Source organism: Mesorhizobium sp. M1D.F.Ca.ET.043.01.1.1 (assembly GCF_003952385.1).
GTDB lineage: Bacteria > Pseudomonadota > Alphaproteobacteria > Rhizobiales > Rhizobiaceae > Mesorhizobium.
Window position 1 is genome coordinate 6,491,729 of sequence record NZ_CP034444.1, and the last position, 18,201, is coordinate 6,509,929.

17 protein-coding genes and 1 pseudogene are annotated in these 18,201 nt (G+C 62.7%); 12 read left to right on the plus strand and 6 right to left on the minus strand.

All coding sequences use genetic code 11. The features are described from left to right. The first annotated feature begins 113 nt into the window (after nt 1–113). Nucleotides 114–1,931 (plus strand): adenine deaminase, encoded by a 1,818-nt coding sequence (ade, locus tag EJ067_RS31185; protein ID WP_126088938.1) that lies wholly within the window; start codon nt 114–116, stop codon nt 1,929–1,931. Nucleotides 1,932–1,950: 19 nt separating this feature from the next. On the opposite strand, the gene EJ067_RS31190 is transcribed toward ade, so the two are convergent. Further along, nucleotides 1,951–3,117, minus strand: coding sequence for an alpha/beta hydrolase (locus EJ067_RS31190; RefSeq protein ID WP_126088939.1), 1,167 nt, complete (start codon nt 3,115–3,117; stop codon nt 1,951–1,953). Nucleotides 3,118–3,223: 106 nt separating this feature from the next. Further along, nucleotides 3,224–4,258, minus strand: a complete 1,035-nt coding sequence (locus EJ067_RS31195; RefSeq protein ID WP_245468361.1) for an alpha/beta hydrolase — start codon at nt 4,256–4,258, stop codon at nt 3,224–3,226. Between the two features lie 276 nt (nt 4,259–4,534). On the opposite strand from EJ067_RS31195, the gene ilvA reads away from it, so the two are divergent. Together ilvA and EJ067_RS31205 are read left to right on the plus strand one after the other, a co-directional pair. Then, entirely contained in the window at nt 4,535–5,791 is a 1,257-nt protein-coding gene (gene ilvA / locus EJ067_RS31200) for a threonine ammonia-lyase IlvA (protein WP_126088940.1), read from the plus strand. Next, on the plus strand, nt 5,788–6,360 hold the full coding sequence (locus tag EJ067_RS31205) for a DUF1697 domain-containing protein (RefSeq protein WP_126088941.1): 573 nt from the start codon (nt 5,788–5,790) through the stop codon (nt 6,358–6,360). The genes ilvA and EJ067_RS31205 overlap by 4 nt, the downstream gene beginning before the upstream one ends. Nucleotides 6,361–6,424: 64 nt before the next feature. Here the strand turns inward: EJ067_RS31205 and EJ067_RS31210 are convergent, their stop codons facing one another. Both EJ067_RS31210 and gloA read right to left on the minus strand, forming a co-directional pair. Further along, nucleotides 6,425–6,712, minus strand: a complete 288-nt coding sequence (locus EJ067_RS31210; protein WP_126088942.1) for a DUF2218 domain-containing protein — start codon at nt 6,710–6,712, stop codon at nt 6,425–6,427. Nucleotides 6,713–6,841: 129 nt separating this feature from the next. Beyond that, nucleotides 6,842–7,282 carry a lactoylglutathione lyase gene (gene gloA, locus EJ067_RS31215; protein WP_126088943.1) on the minus strand — a complete coding sequence of 147 codons (441 nt, stop codon included), beginning with the start codon at nt 7,280–7,282 and terminating at the stop codon, nt 6,842–6,844. Between the two features lie 259 nt (nt 7,283–7,541). On the opposite strand from gloA, the gene EJ067_RS31220 reads away from it, so the two are divergent. The 3 genes from EJ067_RS31220 to EJ067_RS31230 all read left to right on the plus strand — a co-directional run bounded on the left by EJ067_RS31220 (nt 7,542) and on the right by EJ067_RS31230 (nt 9,709). Continuing rightward, nucleotides 7,542–8,135, plus strand: a complete 594-nt coding sequence (locus tag EJ067_RS31220) for a cold-shock protein (protein ID WP_126088944.1) — start codon at nt 7,542–7,544, stop codon at nt 8,133–8,135. Between the two features lie 278 nt (nt 8,136–8,413). Continuing rightward, a complete protein-coding gene (locus tag EJ067_RS31225) occupies nt 8,414–8,926 on the plus strand; it encodes a DUF192 domain-containing protein (RefSeq protein WP_126088945.1) in 513 nt (170 codons plus the stop codon). A 15-nt stretch (nt 8,927–8,941) separates the two neighbouring features. Further along, nucleotides 8,942–9,709, plus strand: coding sequence for an alpha/beta hydrolase (locus tag EJ067_RS31230; RefSeq protein ID WP_126088946.1), 768 nt, complete (start codon nt 8,942–8,944; stop codon nt 9,707–9,709). 7 nt (nt 9,710–9,716) lie between these two features. Here the strand turns inward: EJ067_RS31230 and EJ067_RS31235 are convergent, their stop codons facing one another. Further along, nucleotides 9,717–10,319: a hypothetical protein gene (locus EJ067_RS31235; RefSeq protein WP_126088947.1), complete on the minus strand. Its 603-nt coding sequence runs from the start codon at nt 10,317–10,319 to the stop codon at nt 9,717–9,719. 120 nt (nt 10,320–10,439) lie between these two features. Here EJ067_RS31235 and cysE point away from each other — a divergent pair, with 120 nt between their 5' ends. Both cysE and EJ067_RS31245 read left to right on the plus strand, forming a co-directional pair. After that, nucleotides 10,440–11,288 (plus strand): serine O-acetyltransferase, encoded by an 849-nt coding sequence (cysE, locus tag EJ067_RS31240; RefSeq protein ID WP_126088948.1) that lies wholly within the window; start codon nt 10,440–10,442, stop codon nt 11,286–11,288. 147 nt (nt 11,289–11,435) lie between these two features. After that, complete coding sequence (locus EJ067_RS31245; protein ID WP_040969488.1) at nt 11,436–11,639, plus strand: DUF3126 family protein; 204 nt, start codon at nt 11,436–11,438, stop codon at nt 11,637–11,639. Between the two features lie 124 nt (nt 11,640–11,763). On the opposite strand, the pseudogene EJ067_RS31250 reads toward EJ067_RS31245, so the two are convergent. Next, nucleotides 11,764–12,351, minus strand: a pseudogene (locus EJ067_RS31250) (hypothetical protein). Between the two features lie 449 nt (nt 12,352–12,800). On the opposite strand from EJ067_RS31250, the gene clpP reads away from it, so the two are divergent. From clpP to hupB, 4 genes are all read left to right on the plus strand, one after another. Further along, nucleotides 12,801–13,430: an ATP-dependent Clp endopeptidase proteolytic subunit ClpP gene (clpP, locus tag EJ067_RS31255; RefSeq protein ID WP_126088949.1), complete on the plus strand. Its 630-nt coding sequence runs from the start codon at nt 12,801–12,803 to the stop codon at nt 13,428–13,430. Between the two features lie 297 nt (nt 13,431–13,727). Further along, nucleotides 13,728–15,002: an ATP-dependent Clp protease ATP-binding subunit ClpX gene (gene clpX / locus EJ067_RS31260; RefSeq protein ID WP_059185169.1), complete on the plus strand. Its 1,275-nt coding sequence runs from the start codon at nt 13,728–13,730 to the stop codon at nt 15,000–15,002. Nucleotides 15,003–15,277: 275 nt separating this feature from the next. Further along, nucleotides 15,278–17,689 (plus strand): endopeptidase La, encoded by a 2,412-nt coding sequence (gene lon, locus EJ067_RS31265; RefSeq protein WP_126088950.1) that lies wholly within the window; start codon nt 15,278–15,280, stop codon nt 17,687–17,689. 196 nt (nt 17,690–17,885) lie between these two features. Further along, nucleotides 17,886–18,158, plus strand: coding sequence for a DNA-binding protein HupB (gene hupB / locus EJ067_RS31270; protein ID WP_027166452.1), 273 nt, complete (start codon nt 17,886–17,888; stop codon nt 18,156–18,158). Nucleotides 18,159–18,201: the final 43 nt, after the last annotated feature.

An 18,201-nucleotide genomic window follows, 5' to 3' on the forward strand; every position in this document is an offset into this window, starting at 1 on the left:
GCCATTTGCCTGGAATAGTCAACATATGCGGCGTTTTCCCCGAGAGCTGTTTGAACCGCTCTGGCTCCGTGCGCCGACATTTGCGAAAGTGGCCGCAAGCAGAGGATCCGCCGATGACGAATGCCAAGCCGAAGAGCGCCGCAAGGCCGAAACCCTGGACCGAGGTGGCGACGCATCTGGTCGACGTCGCGATGGGGCGCAAGCCTGCCGATCTGGTGATCCGCAACGGGCGCTGGGTCAATGTGCATTCGGGCGAGATCATCCCCGGCACCGACATTGCCGTCGCCGCCGGGCGCTTTGTCTATTGCGGGCCGAATGCCAGCCACGCCATCGGGCAGGGGACCAAGGTGGTCGATGCCGGCGGCCGCTATCTGGTGCCTGGGCTCTGCGACGCGCACATGCATGTCGAGAGCGGCATGGTGATGGTGACGGAATTCTGCCGCGCCGTGATTCCGCACGGCACCACCTCGATGTTCATCGACCCGCATGAGATCGCCAATGTGCTGGGCCTGCCGGGCGTCCGCCTGATGCATGACGAGGCCGTCGCGATGCCGATCAACGTCCATGTGCAAATGCCGTCCTGCGTGCCTTCGGCACCTGGCCTGGAGCATGCCGGGGCCGAGCTTACGGTCGCCGACGTCGCCGAGGCGATGACCTGGGAGAATATCATCGGGCTCGGCGAGGTGATGAATTTTCCGGGCGTCGTAGCCAACGATCCGGTGATGTCGGGCGAGATCGCCGAAACGGTCAGGGCCGGCAAGACGGTCGGCGGCCACTATGCCTCGCGCGACCTCGGCCTGCCGTTCCACGGCTACGTCGCCGGCGGCGCCGAGGACGACCATGAGGGCACGCGCGCGGAAGATGCGATCGCACGCGTGCGCCAGGGCATGAAGGCGATGCTGAGGCTTGGTTCCGCCTGGTACGATGTCGCGGCGCAGATCAAGGCGGTAACCGAAGGCGGCATCGATCCGCGCAACTTCATCCTGTGCACCGACGACAGCCATTCCGGCACGCTGGTGCATGAGGGGCATATGGACCGCGTGGTGCGGCACGCCATCAGCCAGGGCCTGAAGCCGGTGACGGCGATCCAGATGGCGACGCTCAACACCGCGCAGCATTTCAGGCTGGAGCGCGAGATCGGCTCGATCGCGCCGGGGCGGCTGGCCGATCTCTTGATCGTCTCCGACCTGACCCAGATGGCAATCGACGAGGTCTATAGCCGCGGCGTCAGGCTGGCGAAGGCCGGCAAGCTCGAGATCGACATTCCGGCGTATGATTATCCGCAGACGGCGAAGAACACGGTCAAGCTCGGCAAGAAGCTCAGGGCGGCGGATTTCGACATCGCCGCGCCCCAGGGCGCCAACGAGGTGCGGGCGCGCGTGATCGGCGTGATCGAGAACCAGGCGCCGACGCGGGCGCTGGAGGCCGATCTGCCGGTCGAGGACGGGCTGGTCGCCATGGACCGCCGCAACGACGTCTGCCAGATCGCCCTGGTGGAGCGCCACAGGGGCACGGGCGGCGTCACCAACGCCTTCGTGTCCGGCTTCGGCTATGTGGAAGACTGCGCCATGGCCTCGAGCGTGGCGCATGACGCGCACCACATCATCGTTGTCGGCACCAACAAGAAGGACATGGCCTTGGCGGTCAACCGGCTGAGCGAGGTTGGCGGCGGCGTGGTGCTTTATTCCAAGGGCAAGGAACTGGCGCTGGTCGAAATGCCGATCGCCGGGCTGATGTCGGACGAGCGCGCCGAGATCGTCGCGGCCAAGGCAGAGCAGTTGACGGAAGCAATGCGCAAGGTCGGCTGCTCGCTGAACAACGCCTACATGCAGCACTCGCTGCTGGCGTTGGTGGTGATCCCGGAGCTGAGAATCTCCGACGTCGGACTGGTCGACGTGACGACGTTCCAGAAGGTCGATCTTTTCGTGTGAGAGGGTCGCCGTTGGCCGATCACTCGCCGCCGGTGGCGATGGTCAGCACCTTGAACGGCGTGGTGATCACCACTTCGGCCACTGATCCCACGGCTTTGCCGAGACCTTGGCCGATATTGTCCAACCCGGCCCCTTGAGGTTCGTCCGCCCGCAGGGCCGCCGGGGTGCGCAGCCGGTCGCCGAGCAATTGCACCAGGACCGGATTGTCGGCGAACTTGGCGTGGTTCAAACGGTCGCCGCCCTTGGTGTTGGTCAGATCCGCAACGACTACGCCGTAGCTCGCAAGATCGGCCGCGTTGCCGTAGTCGCCGACGCGCGGCTTGTCGCCGGAAATGAGGCTGGACAGCTTGAGCGCCCGATCGTCGCCAGAAAGCAGGATCGCGAACGGCTTGTCGGGCTTGCCGTAGCGGATCATTTGCTTCTTGAAGACATCGACGTCGATGTCGGGCGAGGCGAGGATGACATAGCCGAGCTTGCCGCCGAGATCGCGGTCGCCGGTGATGGCGAGCTGGCGCAAGGCTTCCATCGTCAGCCAGGTCCCCATCGAATGGGCGATGATGTCGATGCTTTTGGCGCGCGTCTTGGCAAGCATCCTCAGCGTCGCCTCGAGGTCGTCGCGCGCGGCGGTGGAGCTGTCCTTGTCGTAGATGTAGCCGGTCGTCTTGCCGCTCGACGCCCATGAGAAAAGCACCGGCGTGCCCTGATATTTCGTGTCGTGCGCAATCTGGGTCAGCCGGTAGACGCCGTCGTCGAAGCCGTTGTTGAACCCGTGCACGAAGACCAAGGCGCGGTCGCCGCGTATGGCAATATCGGCGCCGACCGCCTTGGCGAATTGCGAAGCGTCGCCATAGTGGACGACGTCGGTGGCGGTGAACTGCTTGGCCGGGTTGCTGTCGGCCGAACCCTTGGCGCGCTCGATCGCGCCAACCTGATGGATTTTTGGAACCGTGACGTCGACACGGGCGTAGCTGGCGGTCAGCGAACGGTCGCCGTCGAACACTTGGCGCGGGTCCTTGGTCGCCTGCTGACGGGTCGTGGCGACGAAGATTTCATGGGTGGCCGCAATATCGGAGGCCGGCACGGCTACCGTCTTCCTGTTCAGAAGATCATGCGTGTTTCCACCGGCGCAGCCCGTCAGGGCGAGCGCAAAGGCAAGGCCAAGGCCGATCTTCGAACGCACGATCACCCGGGGTCCCCCAAGGGCGGCAAACCTCTCCTGCTACTTCGATAAAGCCAGAGGGCGGTCCGGTCCAGCTCAAAGTCCATGCAGGACAGCAACCGCGTCACCACGGTTACTGGGTGGCGAGCTGGCTGATGCGGTCGGTGACGTCGCGGTCGCTGGCAAAACCATCGTCCTCGCGCAGCCGCTGGCCGATCATCTTCACCAGCGCCGGGTTGTCGGCGAATTTGGTGTGGTTGAAGCTGTCGCTTCCCTTCTCTTTGGAGAGATCGACGACGGTGACGCCATAGGAAGCGAGATCGGCGGCGTCCCTGTAGTCGCCGACGCGCGGCCGCGAACCGGCAATCAGACCGGAGAGCCTCAGCGCCCGGTCGTCGTCGGACAGAAGCAGGATGAAGGGCTTGTCGGGCTTGCCGTAGCGGCGCATCTGGCTCTTGAAGACATCGACGTCGATGTCGGGCGAGGCCAGAACCACGTCGCCGAGCTTGCCGCTAAGGTCGCGATCGCCGGTGATGGCGAGCTGGCGCAGCGTCTCCATCGTCACCCAGGTTCCCATCGAATGCGCGACGATGTCGATGCGCCGCGCACCGGTCTGCGCGAGCATTCTCAGCGTCACTTCCAGCTGGTCGCGGGCGGCGGACGCACTTTCCTTGTCATAGACATAGTCGGTCGTCTTGGCGCCCGAAGCCCACGAAAACAGCACCGGCGTGCCGGGATATCCGGAATCGTGGACGATCTGGGTCAGCCGGTAGACGGCGTCGTCGAAGCCGGTGTTGTAGCCGTGGACGAAGACCATGACGCGGCCGCCACGCGCATCGATATCGGCGTTGAGCGCGCCGGCGAATTTCGGCTGCGTGTCGTAGCCGACAACCTCGGAGGCCATGAAATATTTGGTCGGATCGTTCGACGTGCCGCGCGAACGCCGCTCGATCTGGCCGGCCTGGTGGACCGGCGGCACGGTGACGCTGACGCGGGCATAGTTCAGCGTCGCCGAGCGCTCGCCGTCAAAGACCTTGTTCGGATCGTCGGAGCGCTTGCGGGTGGTGGCGATGAAGATCGAGTGGTTGCCGGCGATCTCGGTCGCCGTCGTCGGCACGACGACGCTGCCCAGAATTTCCTCTGTCTGACGCCCCGCGCAGCCTGCCATCGACAGAGCCAGGGCAATGATCAAAAGCGTCTTCACATGCACGTCGAACAAATCCACTCCGGCCGCAATTGGCCATCCACCCTCCGCGAAATCCTCCCGGACAGGCGAAGTGCGGCTAAAGTAAGTCGTGTCCAGCGGAAATTTGCTCGGCGGCCGGCGAGGGCCATCGCACTGTTGCGCGAAAGCCAAAACGGCGGCAGGAAGGTCCTTGGTCGAAAAAACCGCGCCGGCAGGGGATCGAGGCGCGTTGCCTCGAATGAAATGAGGGACTTGCAAGTGAACAGCTTCTCCGCCCGGGTTGCCGCCGCCGCCGAGGCGATCCGCGGGATTTTTCCGGAAACGCCGCTGCAGGAGAACGACTATCTGTCGAAGAAGACCGGCGCCCGCATCCTTCTGAAGCGCGAGGATCTGACTCCGGTCCGCTCCTACAAGATCAGAGGCGCCTTCAATTTCTTCCGTAAGGCGCTCGCCGCCGGCAACAACGCCGAGCTCTTCGTCTGCGCCTCGGCCGGCAACCATGCGCAGGGCTTTGCCTTCGTCTGCCGTCATTTCGGCAAGAAGGGCGTCGTGTTCATGCCGGTGACGACGCCGCAGCAGAAGATCGACAAGACTCGGCTGTTCGGCGGCGATTTCGTCGAGATCCGGCTGGTCGGCGACTTCTTCGACGATTGCTATCGCGCCGCCTTCGAATTCACGGAGACTGCCGGCGCGCATATGGTGCCGCCCTTCGACCATAAGGACATCATCGAGGGCCAGGCGACGGTTGCCTATGAGATCACGGCCCAGATGCCCGGCGGGCGCATGCCCGACATCGTCATGCTGCCGGTGGGCGGCGGCGGCCTCGCCGCCGGGGTGACGCATTATTTCGCCGACCGGCATCGCGACACGCGCTTCGTGTTCTGCGAGCCGGCGGGCGCGCCGAGCCTCAGCGAGAGCCTTGCCAGCGGCAAGCGGGTCAAGCTCGCCAAGGTCGACAATTTCGTCGACGGCGCGGCGGTGGCCGAGATCGGCCGCGAGCCGCTGCGCCACCTCAGGGAGTTCACCGCCGATGCCGTGCGCCTCGTTCCGGAAAATCGGCTCTGCGCGACGATGATCGAGATGCTCAATGTCGAGGGTGTTGTGCTGGAACCGGCCGGGGCGCTGGCGATCGACGCGCTCAAGGACTTCGCGCGCAAGGAGATCAGGGGCAAGACCATTGTGGCGGTCGTCTCCGGCGGCAATTTCGATTTCGAGCGCCTGCCGGACGTCAAGGAGCGGGCGCTGCGTTTCGAGGGGCTGAAGAAGTATTTCATCATCCGCTTCCCGCAGCGGCCGGGCGCGCTGCGCGATTTCCTCGAGATGCTGGGACCGGACGACGACATCGCGCGCTTCGAGTATCTCAAGAAGTCGGCGCGCAATTTCGGCTCGGTGCTGATCGGCATCGAGACCAAGGACCGGCGCAATTTCGATCTGCTGAAGGCCAATTTCGACGCCGAAGGCGTGCAATATCAAGACATCACCGACAACGAGACGCTGGCGGGGTTCATCATATGAGCGGGCCAAAAACGAGCGGAACTGGAACCGTCTTCGTCGCGCTGTTCTCCGGCATCAATGTCGGCGGCAACCGCATCGTCAAGATGGCGGAGCTGAGGTCGTTCTTCGAGGATTTGGGTTTCAGCGATGTCGCGACCTACGTGCAGAGCGGCAACATCGTGTTCCGCGCGAAGAAGGGCGATGCGGCGTCACTGACACGTGAGATCGAAGCGGCCTTCGAGAAGAAATGGGGGTTCCATTCCCGCATCATGGTGCGCGATGCCGGCTGGTTCGAACGCCTGGTGAAGGACAATCCCTATCCGGAAGTGGGCGGCGAGCCGACCAAGCTGCATGCCTACGCGCTGGAGCGTGAGCCGACCGCTGACGAGACGAAGCGGCTTGCGGAAAAATGCACCGGTCCGGAGCGCTTCGAGATCAAGGGCGACGTGCTCTACCTGCATGCGCCGGAAGGGCTCGGCAAATCAGTGTTCGCCAATCTCATCCCGCGTACGCTCAAGGTGCCGGGCACGGCGCGCAATTGGCGGAGCGTCCTTGCCCTGCTCGACATGGCTGGCAAAGCCGGCGGCTGACTATTCATTTCCACGCAATTCCGGACGGAAAACCGCGAGGCACTTATCCTGGAATTGCGCTGGCTCAGGCTGCCTGCTGCCAGTCGAAGGTCAGCTCCTCGCGGAAGGCGAAGCGCTTGATGTGGTCGGCGACCACGGTTTCCAGGCGCTCGAGCGAGGCAGCGTCGTCAGCGGCAACGGCGATATGAAGAGCCTTGTCGTCGGCTTCCATCACGGTGCGGCCGAGCGAAAGCTGGATGGCGCCGTGGTGCGGATCGAACTCGACCGGGAACTTGTGCGCCCAGTGCTTGCAGAGCTGCTGCAGGTAGCGGCTGGCGTGTTCGGTGGCGACATCGGCGCGGCTGGTCGGCATGAAATTCTCCCAGAGAGTCAACAAAAGCGCCAGCCTCCTAAGGCCGGCGCCTCCGATCGATAGATAGGCGCTGCCGGGCGAAGCGCCACGGGCCAGCGGTCAAAAAATCCTCGTGGGATGGCCTGACGCCTACCAGCTTCCCGTGTTCTGCATCGAGGCCCAGGGTTCGGCCTTGGCCTTGGCCGGGCCCTTCTGCAAGAGCTCGATCGAGATGCCGTCCGGCGAGCGGATGAAGGCCATGTTACCGTCACGCGGCGGCCGGTTGATGGTCACGCCATTGTCCATCAGCTTCTGGCAGGTGGCGTAGATGTCGTCGACCTCATAGGCGAGATGGCCGAAATTGCGGCCGCCCTTGTACTCTTCCGGATCCCAATTGTAGGTCAGCTCGACCAGCGGCGCCTTCTCGGCAATGCCGCTTTGCTCGTCCTCGGAGGCGGCGAGGAAGATCAGCGTATAGCGTCCCTGGTCGTTCTCGTAGCGACGCACTTCCTTGAGGCCGAGCTTTTTGCAGTAGAAATCGAGCGATTGATCGATGTCGGCGATGCGGACCATGGTGTGAAGATAGCGCATATCGGGCTCCTCGCGGCGTTGCGTTTGCGGCGCACCATAGGAGCCGCTCCGCCAAAGGGCAATCGTCCGACAAAACGGTGGAATGGTCGATTTCAGGCCGCGCCGTCGCACTTCAAGCAGCGCCGGCAAACAACAATTAAGGCTTTCCGGTGCTCAACGGTGAAAAAAGGCACGTCAGGTCTTGCACACCCCGGAAGCCGCAGTGTTAATCTCATGGCAAGAATCAGTAGCGGTTGCAGTTAGAAAAGGGGGCATTCTTATGGGGGAAAAGGCCTCTTTTACGAGGCGGGACGGAAGCCTTGACGACGCCTTGACGCGAGACAGTGGCGGCGATGCCGCCGAGTTTGTCGAAATCGCCGGCGCTATCAAATGGTTCGACGTGGCCAAGGGCTACGGCTTCATTCTTCCGGACGACGGCGTCTCGGGTGATGTTCTCCTCCATGTGACATGTCTTCGAAGGGACGGCTTCCAGACAGCATTGGAAGGCGCCCGCGTCGTGTGCCTCGTCAAGCAGGGCGAGCGCGGCCTGCAGGCTTTCCGTGTCCTGTCGATGGATACCTCGACAGCGGTGCATCCGGCGGAACAGGAGCAGCGCACGCATGTCACCGTGACGGCGGAAAGCGGGCTCGAGCGGGCGCTGGTGAAGTGGTTCAACCGCACCAAGGGCTTCGGCTTCCTGACCCGGGGTGAGGGCACCGAGGACATCTTCGTCCATATGGAGACGCTGCGGCGCTACGGTATCACCGAGCTGAGACCCGGCCAGGTCGTTCTGGTGCGCTTCGGCCGCGGCGACAAAGGCCTTATGGCCGCCGAAATTCACCCCGATGTGGGCACCTTGCCGGTCTCGCACTAAATGCGCGTTGATTTTCAGGTGATGCCGGCCTGCAAAGGCCGGCGTAGGCCGGTGCTCACGTACCTTAAGTGCGCTCCGGTCCGGTTCTCGGAACCCGTCATTTTCGGCACGGCCTGATCTGAATCTCAACACGCATTGAAGCATCTCAACACGCATTGAAGCGCGTTGCGTCGAAAACGATTATCTGTATGGCCAGTCGTGTATGAGGTCGATCCTGTTCGAAACCGGTTCCACTCGCTTGGATCATGGTCTAGGACGAGCTTAGGACGAGGTATCACATGACCGACCGCAACTGGCTGATTGCAGGCGCGCTGTATGCCGCCATCGTGCTGGCCGCCGCTTTCGGCGTCCTGAAACCGAGTTGGGCGGACGGCCAGGCCATGATGCTGCCGGTCGATCCGACGCCGCTTGTCGCGGTGACCAGCTCGGGCAAGCATTCCTTTTCCATCGAGATCGCCGACACATCGGACGAGCGCGAGGCCGGGCTGATGTTCCGCAAGGACATGGCCGACGATCACGGCATGCTGTTCGTATTCGAGACGCCCGGCGAGGTGAATTTCTGGATGAAGAACACGCCGATGCCGCTCGACCTTGTCTTCGTCGGCCAGGACGGCAGGATCAAGGCCATCAAGCGCGGCGAACCGGAATCCGAAGCGATCATCTCGCCTGGACAGCCCGTAAGCTTCGTGCTCGAGTTGAGGGCGGGAACGGCCGCCAGGGAGGCTCTCGCTGACGGAGACGTCTTGCGCCACCCGGCGATCGACAAGGCGGCGGGCGCCGGCTCCAACTGACCTCGGCAGCGCCAGATGCAATATTTTTCCCATGACGGCTTCGAACTCGCTTACCTCGACCGCCAGCCGGCGTCCGGGCAGGGCGACCCAGTGCTGATGATCCACGGTTTCGCGTCAAGCCATTACGTCAACTGGGTCTCGCCCGGCTGGTTCAAGACGCTGAACGATGCCGGCTACCGCGCCATCGCCTTCGACAACCGAGGCCACGGCTCTTCGACGAAGAGCTACAGCGAGGCCGACTACACCCCGGGCAAGATGGCCTCGGACGCGGCCGCGCTGCTCGACCACCTCGGCATCGAACGCGCCCATGTCATGGGCTATTCGATGGGCGCGCGGGTATCGGCATTCATGGCGTTGTCCGATCCGGACAAGGTGGCGACGCTGGTGTTGGGCGGCCTCGGCATCGGCCTTGTCGACGGTGTCGGCGATTGGGATCCGATCGCCGATGCGCTCCTGGCCGAGGATCCCGGTACGATCGGCCATGCGCGCGGCCGCTCGTTTCGCGCCTTCGCCGACCAGACCCGCAGCGACCGCCGGGCGCTCGCCGTCTGCATCGTCGGCTCGCGCGCATCGATGAGCGAGGACGATGTCGCGCGCATCGCCCAGCCGACCTTGATCGCCGTCGGGACCAGGGACGACATCGCCGGCTCGCCCGACGAACTGGCTGTCCTGATGCCCAACGCGAAAGCTTTTCACATCGAGGGCCGCGACCACATGCTCGCCGTCGGCGACAAGAGCTTCAAGCAGCGCGTGCTGGAGTTCTACGCCGAATATCCGCTCTGAACAGCAACTATCCGGCTTTGAGCGCGGCCAGCGACCTTTCCAGATTTTGCTTCGCCCTGGGTTCGAAACGCTGCCGGAACTCGGCCGTGTGGAAGATGTGCGGGCGAGCGAGGAAGCTCTTTAGCACCGCCGCGCGGCCGGCGCGCCACATCGGCTCCTCGACCCAGCCGTATTCGCGCCGGACCGCCGTCTCATAGGCATCGAAGGCATCTGGCCCGGCGCCGAGGATCGCCAGGTCCATGTCGAGGACGAAGGCCGCATCGCTGGCGGCCTTCTCGTCATCGAGCAGGGGCAACTGGTGCGTGGCGGTGGCATTGATTATCGCCGCGACGCGCGCGAGGCGATCGGGGCTGATGCGGCCGGAGAGCTTTTTCGCGGCCAACGATGCGCTTTTGGCCTCGTTGTCCTTGGCGCGGCTGTCATAGACGGCGTCGTGAAACCAGATCGCGGCCTCGACGGCGCCGGGGTCATGGAGCAGGCTTCGGTATTTCTCGGCCAGCGCCAGCATGGCCTCGATATGGGCGAGGTTGTGGTAGTGCCGATCCTCGGCCCGATAAAGGGCGGAAAGCTCGCTTTTCAGGGTTTCGTCGATCAAGGGTTCGTTTTCCATGGCCGCTTGAATTTCCGTGAACCAAGTTCATTTGACAAAGCACTAAGGAAAATTGAGTTCAACCGTGCTATGATCTGGCTTATATGTGCCGCCGGAGAACGAGCAGGCCGGAGACCGTCGATGAACAGTGTAACGATAGCCCGCCCCAGCATGGTGCAGCCGGTCGATCCCATATGGCGTTCGATCCGCGATGAGGCGATGGAGGCGGTGAACCGCGATCCGCTGCTGGCTGCTTTTCTCTATGCGACCATCCTCAACCAGGAGAGCCTGGAAGAGGCGGTGATCCATCGCCTGGCCGAGCGCCTCGACCATCAGGACATCGGCTCGGACCTGATCCGGCAGACCTTCAAGGCGATGCTTGCCGACGATCCGGAGTGGAGCGCCACAGTGCGCGTCGACATCCAGGCTTACTACGATCGCGACCCGGCCTGCGACCGCTTCATCATGCCGGTGCTCTATTTCAAGGGTTTCCATGCCATCCAGACGCATCGACTGGCGCACTGGCTGTGGAACCAGGGCCGCAGGGACTTCGCGCTTTACCTCCAAAGCCGCTCGTCCTCGGTGTTCCAGACCGACATCAATCCGGCTGCCCGCATCGGCAAGGGCATCTTCCTCGACCACGCCACCGGCCTGGTTGTAGGCCAGACGGCCGTCATCGAGGACGACGTCTCGATCCTGCATGGGGTGACGCTGGGCGGCACCGGCAAGGCCAGCGGCGACCGCCATCCGAAGATCCGCCGCGGCGTGCTGATCGGCGCCGGCGCCAAGATCCTCGGCAACATCGAGGTCGGCCACTGCTCGAAGATCGCGGCCGGCTCGGTGGTGCTGTCGCCCGTGCCGCACAACAAGACGGTCGCCGGCGTGCCGGCACGTGTCGTCGGCGAGACTGGCTGCGACCAGCCCTCGCGACAGATGGACCAGCTCCTGCCCTCGCAGACGATGGACCACGTCGTCAGCTTCGACATCTGACTTCGGCCGTCATCGACGGCGGCCGGATCGCGGCCGCCGTTTCAGGCGCCGGTCGTCCCGTGTTATCCTTGCCGGCTTGCCTTTACATCGCCATTGTCGGTGTGTCAGAAGCGCGTTCCAACGAACAGTCGCATTCGGAGAAGACTTTTGAAGCCGGACGAAATCAGAAAGCTGGACGCCTATTTCAAGCGCGTCTTCCAGAATCCCAAGCTGCAGGTGAAGGCGCGCCCACGCAAGGAAGACTCGGCCGAGGTCTATGTCGGCGACGAGTTCCTCGGCATCGTCTTCAAGGACGAGGACGACGGCGACTATAATTTCTCGATGGCGATCCTCGACGTCGACCTGGCCTGAAGCCCAAATCATTCAGACCGGGCGCGCAAACGGTGCGCTCGGCCACAGCAGCCTAAGGCGGCTAGAGCAATTCCAGGAAAAGTGTGTAACGGTTTTCCGTTCGGAATTGCGTAAAAACAAATACTTAGAGCGGTTCGACGATTCTATGAATCGCTGAAACGCTCTGGTCCAGGCAATGCCGCGGGATATGCACCCGCCGCCAACGGGTCGAGCCTTCCCGCACCACCACCCGACGCGCCAGTGTCCGGTATGAGGGCGCAATTTCCGTGATGCGCCGCTCTCCCGGCCGCACCAGCACCTCGCGGGCAACGCCTTCATATTCGGCCGGAAGGACGACGCGCCGGACGCGCTCCGGCTCGACGATGACGGTTTCGGCGACCCGCGCGTAGCGCGCCTTGCGCCACACTTTGCACAGCACCTTGCGGCCGCGGATGACACGCCATTCCCAGGCATAGCCGCCATCGTCCACCTTGACCGTGTGATAGACGGTGCGTGTGACGGCGGGCACCACCTCCTAACTGACGCGGGGCCGGGCGATCTGCTCGATGCTTTCGGTCGTGCCGTAGATCGGCGGGTCATAATCGACGAACTGACCGCCGGGGCTTATCATCACGTCTTCATAGACCGTGTGGTAGAGCGCCGGCCTGTGCACCGGCTCATAGCATTCGAGCGCCCGGCCGCCGGCCGCGGTCTGCGACACGGTGGCGAGCATTGCGAGGCCGGCCGAGGCGAGCGATGCGGAACGCTTGCCGAAGGAACTCTGGCGAAAGCAATTCTGGCGAAGGGAACCCTGGCGAAAGCAACTTTGGCGAAACATGACATTCCCCCGTTGAAAAAGGACGCCGCTTCAACGCAGGAGCGTATCGGAAGGTCCGCCGTCGGTCAGGGATTTCAGGGCTTGTCGTTAAGCCATGCGGTTAAGAAATTGCTACCGTGGCCGCCGGTCAGCGCCGGGCCAATTCGGGCAAGGGTAATCTGCCGCGCAACCGTGGGTATTTCCTTGGGCCGAGACGCTTGATTCGACTTAACCAGATGGCTAGGAGGGGGCGGCCTTGCGCTAGGGTGAGCCGGCATCCTATTTAGGATTTAACGATCCAGAACCGATTCCGCCCGATTGCTGCTATTTTCACGGCGCCGGAATCCATCCAACAAGGGTAGTCCATGAAGAACCCCGTCGAAACCTACATGAACCTCGTTCCGATGGTGGTCGAACAGACCAATCGCGGCGAGCGCGCCTACGATATCTTCTCGCGCCTCTTGAAGGAACGCATCATCTTCATCACCGGCCCGGTCGAGGACGGCATGGCGACGCTGGTTTGTGCACAGCTTTTGTTCCTCGAGGCGGAGAACCCCAAGAAGGAAATCAACCTCTACATCAACTCGCCGGGCGGCGTGGTCACATCGGGCATGGCGATCTATGACACCATGCAGTTCATCAAGCCCGCGGTGTCGACGCTCTGCATCGGCCAGGCCGCCTCGATGGGCTCGCTGCTGCTTTGCGCCGGCCACAAGGATATGCGCTTCGCCACGCCGAACGCCCGCATCATGGTCCATCAGCCGTCCGGCGGCTTCCAGGGCCAGGCGTCGGACATCGAACGTCATGCGCAGGACATCATCAAGCTCAAGCGCCGCTTGAACGAGGTCTATGTCAAGCACACCGGCAAGAGCTACGACGAGATCGAACGGACGCTCGACCGCGACCATTTCATGAGCGCCGACGAGGCCAAGGACTTTGGTCTGATCGACAAGGTCATCACAACGCGCGAGCTGGGCGAAACCGTCACCGCATAGGCCCCCGATTGGCAGCTGAGTGGCGGGATAACGCGCTTTTGGCGTGGCTTGCGGCATTTCGGCCACAATTGCCTGTTCCCTCAGGGTTCGGGATTGCCTACGTTAAGGCTATGTTGATTTTCGACGGCTTAGCTTTGCATGGGGTTGCTGCGAATCATTGTCGCGTTTTCTGATTGTGTTTCGTACGGAATGCGCTGTGTGAGCCGGGACACTGGCGGTGGCGGATTCCCGCGATAGATTGGTGAGACGCCAACGCGGCCAGACCATCGGCGGGCAGGGCGGTGAAAGGACAGAAAAATGAGCAAAGTTAGCAACAACGGCGGCGATTCAAAGAACACGCTCTATTGCTCGTTTTGCGGCAAAAGCCAGCACGAAGTGCGCAAGCTGATCGCCGGTCCGACCGTCTTCATCTGCGATGAATGCGTCGAGCTCTGCATGGACATCATCCGCGAGGAGAACAAGACCTCGATGGTGAAGTCGCGCGAGGGCGTGCCGACCCCGCAGGAGATCCTCAAGGTCCTCGACGACTATGTCATCGGCCAGCCCTACGCCAAACGGGTGCTGTCGGTGGCCGTCCACAACCACTACAAGCGCCTCGCGCATGCCGGCAAGAACAACGATGTCGAGTTGGCGAAGTCGAACATCCTGCTGATCGGCCCGACCGGCTGCGGCAAGACGCTGCTCGCCCAGACGCTCGCCCGCATCATCGACGTGCCCTTCACCATGGCCGACGCCACGACGCTGACCGAAGCCGGTTACGTCGGCGAGGACGTCGAGAACATTATCCTGAAGCTGCTGCAGTCGGCCGACTACAATGTCGAGCGCGCCCAGCGCGGCATCGTCTATATCGACGAGATCGACAAGATCTCGCGCAAGTCGGACAACCCCTCGATCACCCGTGACGTGTCGGGCGAGGGCGTGCAGCAGGCGCTCTTGAAGATCATGGAAGGCACCGTCGCCTCCGTGCCGCCGCAGGGCGGCCGCAAGCACCCGCAGCAGGAATTCCTGCAGGTCGACACCGCCAACATCCTGTTCATCTGCGGCGGCGCCTTTGCCGGGCTCGACAAGATCATCTCGGATCGCGGCCGCAAGACCTCGATCGGCTTCGGCGCGACCGTGGCTTCGCCCGAGGATCGCCGCACCGGGGACCTGTTTCGTCAGGTCGAGCCGGAGGATCTGTTGAAATTCGGCCTGATTCCGGAATTCGTCGGCCGCCTGCCGGTGCTTGCCACGCTCGAAGACCTCGACGAGCCGGCGCTGATCCAGATCCTGACCGAGCCGAAGAACGCGCTGGTCAAGCAGTATCAGCGGCTGTTCGAGATGGAGAATGTCGACCTCACCTTCCATGAGAACGCGCTGTCGGCGATCGCCAAGCGCGCCATCGAGCGCAAGACCGGCGCGCGCGGCCTGCGTTCCATCATGGAGGCGATCCTGCTCGACACGATGTTCGAGCTTCCGGCGCTGGAAGGCGTGCGCGAAGTGGTGATCTCGGAAGAGGTTGTCTCGGGCAATGCCCGGCCGCTCTACATCTATTCCGAGCAGAAGGAAAAGAAGGGCAATGTCAGCGCCTGAGATGGCCGCTGACCCGGTGATTTTTCATGGAACGGCGCCCGTGCGGCGCCGTTTTGCTGTGAGGATGCGCCGCCTGGAGATGGAGTGGACCGAGCGACCATGTTGACCCTTGATCTTTGCACCACCCGCATCCACCTAACAGCGGAAGGCCGAAGCGCCGAATTCTGTGCTGTAAAACTCCCGTCACAAAGGGTGGTAGGCGGAACGACGCTCGGTCGTTAATATGAGATTCGCGATTGGCTAAAATTAGCGGTCGCGACATGAAAGGTTGGACAATGGCCAAGATATCCAAGTCTTCCGGCGACGGCGTTTTCGCAGTCCTCCCACTGCGCGATATCGTCGTGTTTCCGCACATGATCGTTCCGCTCTTCGTGGGCCGTGAAAAGTCGATCAAGGCGCTGGAAGAAGTGATGGGTCAGGAAAAGCAGATCCTGCTTGCCACCCAGATGAACGCAGCCGACGACGATCCTGAGCCCGATGCCATCTTCGACATCGGCACGCTCGCCAATGTGCTGCAGCTGCTCAAGCTTCCCGACGGTACAGTGAAGGTCCTGGTCGAGGGCGCCTCGCGCGCCAAGATCGTCTCGTTCACCGACCGCGCCGATTTCCACGAGGCCCGCGCCACGGCGCTGGTCGAGCCGGATGAGCAAGAGGTCGAGATCGAGGCGCTTGCCCGCTCGGTCGTCACCGACTTCGAAAACTACGTCAAGCTGAACAAGAAGATCTCGCCCGAAGTGGTTGGCGCCGCAAGCCAGATCGACGACTATTCCAAGCTCGCCGACACGGTTGCCTCGCATCTCGCCATCAAGATCCCCGAGAAGCAGGAGATGCTCGCCACGCTCTCCGTCAAGGAGCGTCTCGAGAAGGCGATGGGCTTCATGGAAGCCGAGATCTCCGTGCTCCAGGTGGAGAAGCGCATCCGCTCGCGTGTGAAGCGCCAGATGGAAAAGACGCAGCGCGAGTACTACCTCAACGAGCAGATGAAGGCGATCCAGAAGGAGCTCGGCGAGGGCGAGGACGGCCGCGACGAGGCCGCCGAGATCGAGGCGCGCATCAAGAAGACCAAGCTCTCCAAGGAGGCCCGCGAGAAGGCGGAAGCCGAGCTGAAGAAGCTGCGGTCGATGTCGCCGATGTCGGCTGAATCGACCGTCGTGCGCAACTATCTCGACTGGCTGCTGTCGATTCCGTGGGGCAAGAACTCCAAGGTCAAGCAGGATCTTGCCTACGCGCAGGACGTGCTCGACGCCGACCATTTCGGCCTGGACAAGGTCAAGGAGCGCATCGTCGAGTATCTCGCCGTGCAAAGCCGCCAGAAGAAGATCAAGGGGCCGATCCTGTGCCTCGTCGGCCCGCCCGGTGTCGGCAAGACCTCGCTCGGCAAGTCGATCGCCAAGGCCACGGGGCGCGAGTTCATCCGCATGGCGCTCGGCGGCGTGCGCGACGAGGCCGAGATCCGCGGCCACAGGCGGACCTATATCGGCTCGATGCCCGGCAAGGTCATCCAGTCGATGAAGAAGGCCAAGAAGTCCAACCCGCTCTTCCTGCTCGACGAGATCGACAAGATGGGCCAGGACTTCCGCGGCGATCCGTCGTCGGCCCTGCTCGAGGTGCTCGATCCGGAGCAGAACTCGACGTTCATGGACCATTACCTCGAGGTCGAATATGACCTGTCGAGCGTGATGTTCGTGACGACGGCGAACACGCTGAACATTCCTGCGCCCTTGATGGACCGCATGGAGATCATCCGTATCGCCGGCTACACCGAGGACGAGAAGATCGAGATCGCCAAGCGTCACCTGATGCCTAAGGTGATCCGCGATCATGCCCTGCAGCCGAGCGAGTTCTCGGTCGGCGAGGACGCGATCCGCGGCATCATCCAGACCTACACCAGGGAAGCCGGCGTCAGAAGCCTGGAGCGCGAGCTGATGAAGCTCGGGCGCAAGGCGGTGACCGAGATCCTGAAGACGAAGAAGAAGACGGTGAAGATCACGGCGGACAACCTCGCCGATTATCTCGGCGTGCCGCGCTTCCGCTTCGGTCAGGTCGAGGCCGACGATCAGGTCGGCGTCGTCACCGGTCTCGCATGGACGGAAGTCGGCGGCGAGTTGCTGACGGTCGAAGGCGTCATGATGCCCGGCAAGGGCCGCATGACGGTGACCGGCAACCTGCGCGACGTGATGAAGGAATCGATCTCGGCGGCGGCCTCCTATGTCCGCTCGCGGGCCATCGATTTCGGCATCGAACCGCCGCTGTTCGACAAGCGCGACATCCACGTGCACTTGCCGGAAGGCGCCACGCCGAAGGATGGCCCGTCTGCCGGCGCCGCCATGGCCACGGCCATCGTGTCGATCCTGACCGGTATTCCGGTTCGGGCCGATGTGGCGATGACCGGCGAGATAACGCTTCGCGGCCGCATCTTGCCGATCGGCGGCCTGAAGGAGAAGCTGCTTGCCGCGCTGCGCGGCGGCATCAAGAAGGTGCTGATCCCGGAAGAGAACGTCAAGGATCTGGCGGAGATTCCGGATAATGTGAAGAACAACATGGAGATCATTCCGGTGTCGCGGGTCGGCGAGGTGCTGAGGCACGCGCTGGTCAGGATGCCGGAGCCGATCGAGTGGGTCGAGCCGGTGAATCCTCCGGCCGGCGTGGATGCCGGCGACGATGCCGGCAAGTCGCTTGCACATTAGCATCTTCTAACATTGCGACGCACAAAGAGAGAGCCGGGCTTCCAGCCCGGCTTTTTCATGTGAAAAATACCCGAAAAAGTAGAAAAAAGCCCGGAATTCCGCGGTTTTCGGCTTGGGTTCCGGAACGCTTCTTTCTAAAGTCCGTTTCCTGCCGGATGAGTCGTACGTTCCGGTTTTCTCATGGAAGGGAATTTTGATGAACAAGAACGAACTGGTGTCCGCTGTCGCCGACTCCGCAAGCATTTCGAAGGCTGACGCGCAGTCCGCCGTCGATGCGGTGTTCTCCGTGATCACTGGCGAACTGAAGAAGGGCGGCGATGTCCGGCTTGTCGGCTTCGGAAATTTCACCGTGTCCAAACGCGCTGCTTCGACCGGCCGCAACCCGCAGACCGGCGCGGAAGTGAAGATTCCGGCGCGCACCGTGCCGAAGTTCTCGGCCGGCAAGGGCCTCAAGGACGCGGTCAACTAAGACCATTTTCTTTTAAGCTCAGAAGAGCCGGGCTTGCCCGGCT